15 protein-coding genes and 1 tRNA gene are annotated in these 11283 nt (G+C 60.8%); 5 read left to right on the top strand and 11 right to left on the bottom strand.

Annotated features, from left to right (window positions below; translation table 11 throughout):
- The first annotated feature begins 92 nt into the window (after positions 1–92).
- The gene (locus LXM96_RS14935) at positions 93–803 is read left to right on the top strand and encodes a hypothetical protein (RefSeq protein WP_239999342.1); all 711 of its coding nucleotides are present in this window, start codon (positions 93–95) and stop codon (positions 801–803) included.
- Between the two features lie 6 nt (positions 804–809).
- Here LXM96_RS14935 and LXM96_RS14940 read toward each other — a convergent pair whose 3' ends face one another.
- The gene (locus LXM96_RS14940; RefSeq protein WP_239999343.1) at positions 810–1151 is read right to left on the bottom strand and encodes a PilZ domain-containing protein; all 342 of its coding nucleotides are present in this window, start codon (positions 1149–1151) and stop codon (positions 810–812) included.
- 94 nt (positions 1152–1245) lie between these two features.
- The gene (locus LXM96_RS14945; protein WP_239999344.1) at positions 1246–1707 is read right to left on the bottom strand and encodes an Lrp/AsnC family transcriptional regulator; all 462 of its coding nucleotides are present in this window, start codon (positions 1705–1707) and stop codon (positions 1246–1248) included.
- 155 nt (positions 1708–1862) lie between these two features.
- Between LXM96_RS14945 and ald the strand changes: the two genes are divergently transcribed.
- The gene (ald, locus tag LXM96_RS14950) at positions 1863–2981 is read left to right on the top strand and encodes an alanine dehydrogenase (protein WP_239999345.1); all 1119 of its coding nucleotides are present in this window, start codon (positions 1863–1865) and stop codon (positions 2979–2981) included.
- A gap of 71 nt (positions 2982–3052) precedes the next feature.
- Here ald and LXM96_RS14955 read toward each other — a convergent pair whose 3' ends face one another.
- From LXM96_RS14955 to LXM96_RS14995, 8 genes are all read right to left on the bottom strand, one after another.
- Entirely contained in the window at positions 3053–3559 is a 507-nt protein-coding gene (locus tag LXM96_RS14955) for a DUF1203 domain-containing protein (protein ID WP_239999346.1), read from the bottom strand.
- A gap of 67 nt (positions 3560–3626) precedes the next feature.
- Complete coding sequence (locus LXM96_RS14960) at positions 3627–4184, bottom strand: GNAT family N-acetyltransferase (RefSeq protein WP_239999347.1); 558 nt, start codon at positions 4182–4184, stop codon at positions 3627–3629.
- Positions 4185–4186: 2 nt separating this feature from the next.
- The gene (sseA, locus tag LXM96_RS14965) at positions 4187–5041 is read right to left on the bottom strand and encodes a 3-mercaptopyruvate sulfurtransferase (RefSeq protein WP_239999348.1); all 855 of its coding nucleotides are present in this window, start codon (positions 5039–5041) and stop codon (positions 4187–4189) included.
- Positions 5042–5064: 23 nt separating this feature from the next.
- Complete coding sequence (locus LXM96_RS14970; protein WP_239999349.1) at positions 5065–5802, bottom strand: alanyl-tRNA editing protein; 738 nt, start codon at positions 5800–5802, stop codon at positions 5065–5067.
- 3 nt (positions 5803–5805) lie between these two features.
- Entirely contained in the window at positions 5806–6843 is a 1038-nt protein-coding gene (locus tag LXM96_RS14975; protein ID WP_239999350.1) for a cysteine synthase A, read from the bottom strand.
- 561 nt (positions 6844–7404) lie between these two features.
- On the bottom strand, positions 7405–7680 hold the full coding sequence (locus LXM96_RS14985; protein ID WP_239999351.1) for a hypothetical protein: 276 nt from the start codon (positions 7678–7680) through the stop codon (positions 7405–7407).
- Between the two features lie 87 nt (positions 7681–7767).
- A complete protein-coding gene (locus LXM96_RS14990; RefSeq protein WP_239999352.1) occupies positions 7768–8220 on the bottom strand; it encodes a hypothetical protein in 453 nt (150 codons plus the stop codon).
- 225 nt (positions 8221–8445) lie between these two features.
- Positions 8446–8520, bottom strand: a tRNA-Asn gene (locus LXM96_RS14995).
- Between the two features lie 124 nt (positions 8521–8644).
- Here LXM96_RS14995 and LXM96_RS15000 point away from each other — a divergent pair.
- Positions 8645–8959: a hypothetical protein gene (locus tag LXM96_RS15000; protein WP_239999353.1), complete on the top strand. Its 315-nt coding sequence runs from the start codon at positions 8645–8647 to the stop codon at positions 8957–8959.
- A gap of 6 nt (positions 8960–8965) precedes the next feature.
- Here LXM96_RS15000 and LXM96_RS15005 read toward each other — a convergent pair whose 3' ends face one another.
- The gene (locus LXM96_RS15005) at positions 8966–9607 is read right to left on the bottom strand and encodes an exopolysaccharide biosynthesis protein (RefSeq protein ID WP_239999354.1); all 642 of its coding nucleotides are present in this window, start codon (positions 9605–9607) and stop codon (positions 8966–8968) included.
- A 160-nt stretch (positions 9608–9767) separates the two neighbouring features.
- Here LXM96_RS15005 and LXM96_RS15010 point away from each other — a divergent pair, with 160 nt between their 5' ends.
- Both LXM96_RS15010 and LXM96_RS15015 read left to right on the top strand, forming a co-directional pair.
- Positions 9768–10061 carry a hypothetical protein gene (locus LXM96_RS15010; RefSeq protein ID WP_239999355.1) on the top strand — a complete coding sequence of 98 codons (294 nt, stop codon included), beginning with the start codon at positions 9768–9770 and terminating at the stop codon, positions 10059–10061.
- Between the two features lie 215 nt (positions 10062–10276).
- Positions 10277–11283 (top strand): FecR family protein (locus LXM96_RS15015; protein ID WP_239999356.1); only part of this gene is annotated, 1007 nt, incomplete at its 3' end.

The raw sequence follows: 11283 nt of genomic DNA on the forward strand, positions 1-11283 counted from the left end.
GACGGCGCTCCTCCGTCACATCCTATAAGGGTAGTTGAAAAAGATACAATTTAAGATAAGCTGTGGCAGAGTTCTGGACCCGGGGGTTTGATATGTGGCGCATTGTGCTCATCGGGGGATTGGGAGGTGTTCTACCTAGCCTCCTAGACAAGGTTCAGGCGTGGAACAGCGGGGAGGTCGCCCGATGGCTGGAAAGCGCGCCCAATCCGCTGATCGCTATCTTGGTTGCCGCGGTTCCGATCGCCTTCTACTTTCTCTGCGGCGCGTTGATTGCCGCCATCTACGAAAGCCAAAGTGCGCAGAAGGCGCTGCTGATCGGCCTTGGCGCGCCGGCTTTCATCCTGAGCGCCGTCAACAACACGAACGATCAGCCGAACCAGATCCAGATTACCGGATCACTTGGCGCAGGTCTGGTCGGAGTGGCCTTCGCTCGATCGGTTGCGGCGTCTCCCGACGTGCAGCTGAAGCTCGATAACTTGGTCACCGGTCAAGGCTGCGGCGATTGCTCCGTGACTTTCCTCGGCGAGGGCCGACAGCCGATTGCAAGAGAGCCACTGTCGCAGGCGGCGCAATCGGGACCCCTCACCGTCCCCGAGGAGACGCAGGTGATATTATTCAACGGATCGGATGCCAACGCGGCCGAACTGGACCTGCGGCAGTTGGAAGCGTCCGGGATGTCGAGCGAAGGGCCGGTGACGCTGGATGTCGGGATCAGGAGAAGCTACTGGAACGACCTCGCACGATCCTTCGGTGCAAAGGATGTTCAACCGTACAGCTTCAGCATCGAATCCGACCAGCGCTGAACGTGCCTACCGCGTCAGAACCGGGCCGACGTCTTTGTGGAAGAAGCGGAAATAGGACGAGACCTGAGCGAGCGCATTGCTGTTCAGGTTCAACTGAATCCCGATCCTGTTGCCACGGCACCATCGGACGGTGCCTTCCATGAAGCCGAGTTCTTCGCTCTCGAGTTTCACCCTGCTTCCGGCTGCTGCCGCCAATGCCTCCTCTAGCTCGAGGGCAATGCCCGTCGCGGAAAGATCCACGACCCGTCCCTTCGCGGATTGGGCGAAGTATTTCACCGTGCCATAGATGCGGGTCCTGGTTCTCTCCGCATTCCGATCGGTCATTGCGAGATCGTTTCCGATTGCCATTCCGAGCATCTCCATCCCCTCTGTCTCAGCATTTATCAGATGCCCGTTACCTCACGCTTAGCGCGAATGCTGGGATTTGAGAGAATCGACAGGATCACAGTCCCACGTTGGGGCGGTCAATAATCTCGCGCAGAGCGAAGCTGGAGTTGATCTTGACGACATGCGGGAGGGCGGAGAGCCAGTCCCTGTGGATCCGTTCGTAGTCTTCCAGGTCCTTTGCAGCGACGCGCAAGATGTAGTCGTATTCCCCCGACATCAGGTAACAAACGAGGACGTTGGGACAACGTTTCACTGCCGCCTCGAACTCCGTAAGTGTCTTCGCGAACTGCCCCGACAGCGAGATGTGGACGATGACCATCATCTTGTAGTCGAGCGCCTTGTTGGAAAGCCGCGCGTGATAACCGCTGATGATGGCGTCGGCCTCTAGTGCCGCCAGGCGGCGCGAACAGGCCGACTGCGACAGCCCGACCCGCTGGGCAAGCTCCGCATTGGAGATCCGCCCCTCCTGCTGGAGAATCCGCATCATCGCAAGATCGATCGCGTCTGGCTGCTGCACCTGCAAGAATCTCCCAATAGGAATGACTAGACTGCAAGTATCCGCGAAAAGGGAGCCGAAGCCAATCCACCTTTGCAAGGACATTGCTCGCGTTTTTTGCTCTGGTTTCCCCCTTGGGACTATCGGTGAAAACCATCAGAGGAGAGGAACGCTGCATGCGTGTCGGATGCCCGAAGGAAATCAAGAATCATGAGTATCGTGTCGGCCTGACGCCTGGTGCAGTCCGCGAGTATGTCGCCCATGGCCATGAGGTCTTGATCGAGGCGAAAGCCGGTGCCGGCATCGGAGCCGACGATGACGCCTACCGCGCTGCCGGCGCACGCATCCTTGGCACGGCCAAGGATGTCTTCGACAGGGCCGACATGGTGGTGAAGGTAAAAGAACCCCAGCCCCAGGAATGGGCGCAACTGCGTGAAGGCCAGATCCTTTATACGTATCTTCATTTGGCGCCGGATCCGGAACAAACGAAAGGGCTGCTGGAATCAGGCGTAACGGCGGTAGCGTACGAGACGGTGACCGACGAGCGTGGCGGCCTGCCGCTCCTGGCACCCATGTCGGAAGTGGCCGGCAGGCTTGCCATTCAGGCGGGGGCAACGGCGTTGCAGAAGGCAAATGGTGGTCGCGGCATCCTTCTCGGTGGGGTGCCGGGCGTTCTGCCCGCGAAGGTAGCGGTGATCGGCGGCGGCGTCGTGGGGCTGCATGCGGCGAAGATGGCGGTGGGACTGGGGGCCGATGTGACGATCATCGACCGCTCGCTGCCGCGCCTGCGCCAACTCGACGATATATTCAACGGCCGCGTCCACACCCGCTACTCGACGATCGACGCCCTTGAAGAGGAGGTATTCGCAGCCGATCTCGTGATCGGCGCGGTGTTGATCCCGGGCGCGGCAGCGCCCAAGCTCGTCACCCGCGAGATGCTGTCGGGAATGAAGGCAGGGGCGGTGATGGTCGATGTTGCCATTGATCAGGGTGGATGTTTCGAGACCTCGCACGCTACCACCCACTCCGACCCGACCTACGAGGTCGATGGCATCGTGCACTATTGCGTCGCCAACATGCCGGGCGCCGTGCCGGTGACCTCCGCGCATGCTCTAAACAACGCAACCCTGCACTACGGCCTGGCGCTCGCCGATCGGGGTCTGCGAGCGATCGCCGAAGACAAGCACCTGCGCAACGGACTCAATGTCCATAGAGGACGTATCGCAAATGCCGCCGTCGCGGATGCACTGGGATACGAGGTTCACGCGCCGGAGAAGCTGTTGGCCGTCGCCTAGGCGGCTGTTGTCTGGCACAGATCATCCGCCAGCACACCGTGCAACCGGGGTGCCCCGTTCGCCCCGGTCCGTCAGGTCACGGTACGTTCGCTTGAAAATGCAGATGGGGCTCTGTCGATACGGCACTGGTAGCAATTGTTGCGGGAGGAGCGGACGTGGATATACGCGATGTCTTGCCGTGCCAGGAGTTCCTTTGCCCGAGATGCAATATCCCTTTGCGCCGTGACTGCGCCCGTTCCATAGACGATGCGGTCGTCATGCCCATAGCCGCGCAGGATATAGTCAGGACTGGTTTCAAGAATAGGAGGAAGGATATCGCACGCGTCATAACGCCGGCACGCTTGCGCATGCAGGAAGATCGGCCCGGTTTCTGCATAGGGCTGCAACTCGGGGAAGGGGCGGTAGGCGAGAACGAGAAGCTCTTCACCCTCCGTGATGACGTTCAGGCAGTGGCGACAGGGCATGCCGGCGCCCGATGATGTCAGGCGTTCAGGCTCTTGCCCATAGGCATCCGGCGAGCCGGACTGCAGAGCTTCGGCATGTTCGGATGCGATTGCGGAAAAGATCAGGGACGTCATTTGCAGGCTCCATCGGTTTGTGCCGATGATCGCGTGGTCTGCTGGCTCCCGCCACCCGTTTCCTGCGTCAGCCGTCAAGCGCCCGCAGCAATTCCCGCTCCGTCAACGGCTGGACGATGGCCTCGTTTGTGGCGACCGGTGAAAAACCCATCATCTGATAGAGCTGGAGAGCGCGCGGATGGTCCAGCGTGTTCGTCGTGACGGTAACCTTCGCAGGCATGTCCTGCCAGGCAGCATAAAGCGCCTGCTGCAGAAACCACTTGCCGATACCCAAACCAATGGCGTGGTCGAACAGCCCAAAGTAGGAGAGCTCTGTCCAGTCCTCGGCTTCCTTGGAAAGTTCGAAGAAGCCCGCCGGAGCACCGTTCACGTAAAGCACCGTCACCGAAACCCGCGGATGATGGATGATCGCCGACAGCTGTTCGTCGCTCAGCCTCAGCCGGTTGTACCAGTGCCAACGCTTGCCTACCCGCCGGTAGAGGTAGCGGTAAAAGTGCAACGGGATTGCGGGTGCCCTGATCACCGCCGTCTGCAGATTGACCGGGACCGGCAGCGACACTCGAGGCGGCCCCGTCATCTCAAGGCGTGTGACATGTGCCGTCAGTGGCTGCGACTTCTTCGGCATGGTCACTCGTCCGATGCGCTCACAACGGGCGTGTCGCTACGGCCGCCCCACTCGGTCCAGGAGCCGTCGTAGAGGGCATTGTCTTCATGTCCAACGGACTCAAGTGCGAGCGTGATGATCGCCGCCGTTATGCCCGAACCGCAGCTGGTGACGACAGGACGGCTAAGGTCCAGCCCAGCGTCTTCGAGAATACGGCGCAGCTCCGGCATGGGTTTGAGCTTTCCATTCGTGGAGAAGAGAGAGGAGGGGAGGTTCTTCGCCCCGGGCATATGGCCCGCCCGAAGGCCCTGCCGCGGCTCCGGCTCTGCCGCCGTGAAGCGGGCTGCACTGCGAGCATCGGCAACCTGGATCGACCGAGCATCCACGATTGCTTTCATGGTGTCGAGGTCGATCACCTTCTCCGGTTGGAACGTCGGATTGAAGAGAGCGGGTGCAGGGGCAGGAACATCCGTTTCGAGCGGCCGCCCTTCAGCCTTCCACCCGTCGAGCCCGCCATCGAGAATGAAGACATTCTGTGCGCCCATAATGCGAAACAGCCACCAACCGCGCGGTGCTGAAAAGATACCGGGGCCGTCGTAGATCACGATCCGGTCGCTCTCGCTGATCCCCATACGACCAACGGCCTCCGCAAAGACCTCTGGCGAGGGGACCATGTGGGGAAGGTCGCTCGAATGATCGGCAACGGCGTCATGGTTGAAGCGGACGGCACCGGGGATATGTCCTGCGGCATATTCCGCTTCCGCATTGCGTTGCTGCGCGGGAAGGTAGAAGGACGCATCAACGATGCGAAGATCCGGTGCGCCGAGCTCCCGATCAAGCCATTCTGACGAGACGACGAAACGGCTGGACTGGTTCATAGGCTACCTCTTCGTGTTAACGCTCAGGCGTCGGACGGAGCTTCGCCGAAGCGGATGCGAAAGCGCTTGTTTTCCTTACCCTTCTTTTCGATCTTGGCAATGTGGATGGCGCCGATCTCGCTGGTGCGTCGTACATGTGTGCCGCCACAGGGCTGGCTGTCAACGCTGGTGTTATCGCCGATGCAAACGAGGCTGACGCGGCCGAGACCCATTGGCGGGCGGACGTTCTTTGATTTCACAATCCCCGGATTGGCAGCGAGTTCATCATCCGTGATCCATTGGACGTAGACGGGATGATCTGCTTTTATCAATTCCATGAGGCGGGTGGTGACGTCATCTTTGTCGATGGTATCGCTCATGTCGAAGTCGACGCGGGACTCATCTTCGCCGACCGCCGCACCCGTGATCGGATAGGTGCAGACCACAGAGAGAAGATGGCAGGCGGTGTGCATGCGCATCAAGCGGTGGCGCCGCTCCCAGTCGATCTGCAGGCGGAGCGTTTCGCCCACGGAGGGCCTTGGCTCGCCGTCCAGAGGCATATGAAGGATGATGTCTTTGCTGCCGCCGTTTCTGGTCTGGCCAAGCCGGATCCTGCTGCCATCGGCGCGCTCCAGATATCCCGTATCGCCAGGTTGACCACCCGATGTTGCATAGAAGCACGTCCGGTCGAACTCAATACTGCCATCGTCATGAACGGCAGTAACGGTAGCTTTGAGCGTGTTCAGGTAGAAGTCATCGCGGAAAAGCGCGTCAACGGGCATCGGTCAGGCAGCCTCGAAGGGAATGGCGATGTTTGATTCCGTCGTCAGCCACTGCGGGACCGGAAGGTCCTTCGAGCGCAGGAACTGCGGATTGAACAGCTTGGACTGGTAGCGGTTGCCGTAGTCGCACAGGATGGTGACGATGGTGTGCCCTGGGCCGAGGTCACGGGCCAGGCGAATAGCGCCGGCGATATTGATGCCGGATGAGCCGCCCAGGCACAGGCCCTCGTTCTCCACGATATCGAAGATGACCGGCAAGGCTTCGGAATCGGGAATCCGATAAGAGAAGTCCGGGGTGAAGCCCTCCAGATTGGCCGTTATCCGGCCTTGGCCGATGCCTTCCGTGATCGACGAACCTTCGGACTTGAGCTCGCCCTGCGTGTAGTACGCGTGGAGAGCCGCGCCTTCGGGATCCGCAAGGCCGATCTTCACGCCCGGCTTCCTTTCCCGCAGGCCCTTGGCAACGCCGGCAAGCGTTCCCCCGGAGCCGACGGCGCAGATGAAGCCGTCCACCTTTCCGTCCGTTTGCTCCAAGATCTCGACGGCCGTGGTTTCGACGTGGGCGTCGCGGTTGGCGACGTTGTCAAACTGGTTCGCCCAGATGGCGCCGGCCGGCTCCGTCTTCGCCAGTTCCTCGGCGAGGCGGCCGGAGACTTTCACGTAGTTGTTCGGGTTCTTGTAGGGCACTGCCGGCACCTCGACCAGTTCCGCACCCAACAGCCGCAGCGCGTCCTTCTTTTCCTGGCTCTGCGTCTCGGGGATCACGATAACGGTTCGATAGCCGAGCGTCTGGGCAACCAGAGTCAGGCCGATACCGGTGTTGCCCGCTGTGCCCTCGACGATCACGCCCCCCGGCCTCAGCAGCCCCTTTCGCTCAGCGTCACGGATGATGAAAAGGGCCGCGCGATCTTTCACCGATTGCCCTGGATTGAGGAACTCCGCCTTGCCCAGAATCTCGCAGCCCGTCTCATTGGAGGCGCCCTTCAAGCGGATGAGGGGGGTGTTGCCGATGGCATCAAGGACGGAGTGATGGAGAGTCATGTGAAGAGCCTTCTGTTTGGCCTGATGTAAGCCGCACTTCTCGACCGACAAGGCCGCTCACACAAGCAACCGGTTTCTGCCGCCGGAAGGAAAGCGAGAAATTTTTGCCGATGCTGGTCGTGCCGTCAAATCCAGAGGGTACGGCCGTTCAGGCCAAGTCACCCCAGGCTCGGTCCCAGGTCACGCCTTCGCTCAGTTCCACAAAGACCGGCTGGCCCGTCTCCCGGTTCTTGTTCTCCGCCATCCGGAAGGCCGTCTCCGGCTCCATCTCCTCCCCGGGAAGATCGTATCATCCGTGCCGGGTTCTGCGACCTGACGAATATAACCCCGAATCTCTCCTCCGGAATGATACAGTCGCACGATGAGTGCCCCGGGTCGGGTTGCTTCAGGCGAGTAGCGCTGGAAAGTCTGCATCTGAGGTGCTCCCAATGTTGTAGCCGATTGAGCGACGCCGGCGGGAGGAATAGGTTCCACGTCCGGTTCCCTTACATAGAATTCCCGCACGCGCGGCCTTCTCTCGACAGCGATGAATGACCCACTAGGACCTGCCCTCTGCTGTGTTCAATCCTGAGGATAGTTGATCCGTGTCCGGCGCACGAGCGTGAGGGAGCGGTCGGGCCGAATCCGGTAGAGTTCTTCCCACTCCTGCGCAAAGTCATCATAAAAGCGATGGGTCAAGGTGCTGCCGACAGGCGCCTTGGTCAACTGTTCAGAAGGCTGGCCGCCGTAGATGAGGCTCCCTGGCACCGGGTCCGGATTAGGTCCCGTGGTCGTGCAACTGCCCAGCGTGACTGCAACCATTAGCAGAGCTGGGATCCTGATGTTCGTTGCTCGCATATAGCGCCTCCGGTTGCACCCTGTCGCGTCTCGGTCGCCAGAGTTCACGGCAAGGTCGCTCCCTGGTGAAAGGTAGCATGGTTGACGTCAAGGCGTGACGGGAGAGATCGTATCGAGCCGCGGTGGATGGTCGAGGGGACCTCGAAGAAGATCATGGCGATTGCGTTCGACTTCAATGACCGTAAAGGCCTTCTCGTCCCGATAGATGCTGCCGTGTCTGGTGGTCACGTCCTCGCCCGGAAGCGCGTCAACCTCCATGAAATCGAGTTCGGCGCCCGCAGCGACGATGCGCGCGTCGCCGGGCGTGCGGGCCGCCACCAGCAGCTCGCGAACCTCAGGCACGTTATGCCATCTCGCATCGTTTGGCGGAGCCACGGGAACCAGCCGGTATACGTTCAGCGCCTCGCCTGGCTCCGTGGCATGTGCGGTTTTGGCGGCGTCCAGAATCTGGGCTTTGCTTTCGACCGAGTGTCCGAACTCGGTGGGACTTTCGGTCGCGTTCGATACGTCGTTGGCAATGTCTCTCAAATCGTCCGGCATCGGCGCATCCTCCTTTAATTCTCCAAAGAACGGTTGGTGGCAGCCAACGTTCCGGCACAAATGACCGGTTGACGCTCGATGTAAGACGTTCGTGAGGGGCCGGGACGGCGTTTCACGCCAGAGACTCGGCCCTCAGGCCGACCCATGCGCTGCAGAAGCAGCGGAAAACGATGCCGTCGATACGCAGACGCGCCCGAAAACGAACCAGAAAGGTTTGGAAACAGATGGCTCCCCGGGCCGGATTCGAACCGGCGACCTGTCGATTAACAGTCGAATGCTCTACCGCTGAGCTACCAGGGAACAAGCCGCTCTGTGGCGGCGGTGAGCGGGGTAATACAAATGCTTTGCCCGTTTGCCAAGGACTTTTTCGAAAAAAATGCGGCTTGCTTGTTTTGCCACAATTCCTGACCCATCTGGAGCCGTCATGGCACAGTCTGCGGAGCCTCGGGCATTGGACAGAGAACGGAAAACGGTGCGCTTCGGCATGGATCCGGAAAGCGGCAGACTGGCGCTCGGCTCCTGGCAGATCCCCATGCCGCGCTCGCGCGCAGGGCGGATCGTCATCGGCGCTACGCTTATCACCTGTGGCACGTTGGGCTTTCTGCCGGTTCTCGGCTTCTGGATGCTGCCGCTCGGCATCCTCGTGCTGTCCCACGACCTGCATTTTGTCCGTCGCCGGCGCAGGAAGACCGTCGTCTGGTGGCAGCGCCGCCGCCAGGCGCGTGAAGACAACCGCTGATGCCGGCTACCGGAGAATTTCTGCGAGCCCCTGACCAGCGCTAAAGGCAAGGAAGCCGAGCGCGACGAAATAGATGGCCGTAAAAACGAGGAAGGCGTAACCTGCTGCCACGATCAGCCCGTCGCGCTGGATCATCCCGGTCGCCAGCAGCAGGATGGCGATGCCCGGAAGCGTGTTCGACAGCGGCACGAAGCCGAGCGGAAACATCAGGAGCACGCCCCCGAAGGCGATGGCAAGCCCATTCAGCCGGTTCATCACTCTGCCTGCGACAAAGCTGGCCATGCGAGGCTTGATGTAAGCATCTAGACGCGAGACGAGGCTGGCGCCTTTCTCCAGAGCCGGCACCAGCTTCGTCGTGTCGAGCCGCCGGTCGAGGATGCGCTTCGGCAGCCAGGGCAGGCGGTTGAAGGTAATCGACAGGCTGATCAGGATGATGGCGAAGCCGAAGACGGTGCTGACGCCCGGGATGGAAACGGGGATGAGGAAGGGCAGGGAGGCAAGCGCGCACATCAGAAGCAGGCCATGCTCCCCCACCTGCGCCATCATTTCGCGCAGGCTAACCGTCTTGCCGTCAATTCGCCCGATCAGGGCTCGCAACGTCTCACTCAGTGTCGTGCTGCTGTCATTGAATTCGAATGCTTCCGGCACGAACCAACTCTCCTATGCTCAAGAGCGCGGATGGATATCAGGATTGTGTTTCGCGGCATAGTGAGCGGAATGCTGCAGCTAAGAATCATCCGCGATAAGTGGGTCTTGCCGCGCGCGGCTCGAATCGTCGACCTTCCGATGGTGGGTGACGAGGTGAGACATGAATCTGAGAGTAATCGAAGGTGGACGCGAGACCACCCGGGAAGTGCCGAGCACGCAGATGGCGGCGCTGGAACTGCGAGCGCCACAGGCGCGCGATGTGCGTCTGGAGGCGGATCGGCGCCTGAAAAGACTGAACTACGACCATTGGCGCAACCGGCAGATGGTCGCCGGCATCGCAATACCCCGCGAAATCCGCTATCTGGCGATGCAGATCGAATTCGTGGCCGAAAGGCTGGGAGCGCTGGACGGTATCCCCCTCGATTACAGGTCGGATGTATACTGGCCGGGATGAAGATACTGGAGCGTCGCTTGTCTGCCAAGGAGTTGCGGGTCGGGCAGAAGCGGTGGAGCGGGAGCACCGGAATAGGCTTCCGCCGACTGTTGCTCCGGGCAGAGACGCCGATGATGTTCCGGCTCAGTGCAGAACGATTAAACTCTTAGCGAGTGCATAGGGATTTTCTTAAAGCGCAGCTTGTAGATTAGGATCTTCTGTATTTAGGGGGTCCCATGTCGCCTATCCTTTGCCTGTTACGGCTGTCCGTATTTCTCCTTGCCACGCTGAGTGCTTCGCTTGCCTTTGCGCAGGAGTGGGTGGTTTCCCGAACCACCAAACAGGTCAGCTATACGACCGATAAGAAGACGTGGGACGACGTCAAGGTCGGGATCACCATTCCCAGCAATGCGTGGGTAGCCACAGGCCCACGAGGGCGCGTGACCCTCACGAGGGGTCCGGAAAGTCTGTCTCTGAGCCCAAACACCCTTGGGGCAGTGATCACGACACAAGGGCTGTTCTCGCGCAAGACTGAGGTCGTGCAGCAGACGGGGCAGATCGCGCTCGACATCGAGAAGCGCAGCCGACCGCACACATATGTCCACACGCCCTTCCTGGCGGCGGTGGTGAAGGGAACCAGCTTCACCGTCACGGTGACGGACGAGGACGCCTCTGTTTCCGTGCAAGAGGGACTGGTGCAGGTTTCCTCCTTCACCAGCGGACAAAGTGCAAATGTCGGGCCGGGACAGCAGGTCACTGTTGACCAAGCCCAGAACATGTCGGTTGCAGGAGTTGCTGAACCCCCGGCCGTCTTCTCTGTCGAGCCGACACCGGCATCGGTCCCCGCAGTCGGCAAGGCCAATCCCATCGGTGCGGGGCCGAGCGCAGGCGGACAAAACTCGGCAGCTACGGGCAATGCAGGTGGAGCAGCTTCGTCAAGCAACTCATCAGGAGATAGCTCCAGCAGCGGCCCGGTCAACAGCAAGGCTGAGCGCGATGGCAAGGGCAACGCGAAGGCAGATGGCAAGAGCAATGCTGGCGGCAACGGCAAGGACAACGCCGGCGGCAAAGGCAAGGACAATGCCGGCGGCAAGGGCAAGGACAATGCCGGCGGCAAGGGCAAGGACAATGCCGGCGGCAAGGGCAAGGACAATGCCGGCGGCAAGGGCAAGGACAATGCCGGCGGCAAGGGCAAGGACAATGCCGGCGGCAAGGGCAAGGACAATGCCGGCGGCAAGGGCAA

This window comes from Rhizobium halophilum, from assembly GCF_021648825.1.
In the GTDB taxonomy this organism is placed as follows: domain Bacteria; phylum Pseudomonadota; class Alphaproteobacteria; order Rhizobiales; family Rhizobiaceae; genus Neorhizobium; species Neorhizobium halophilum.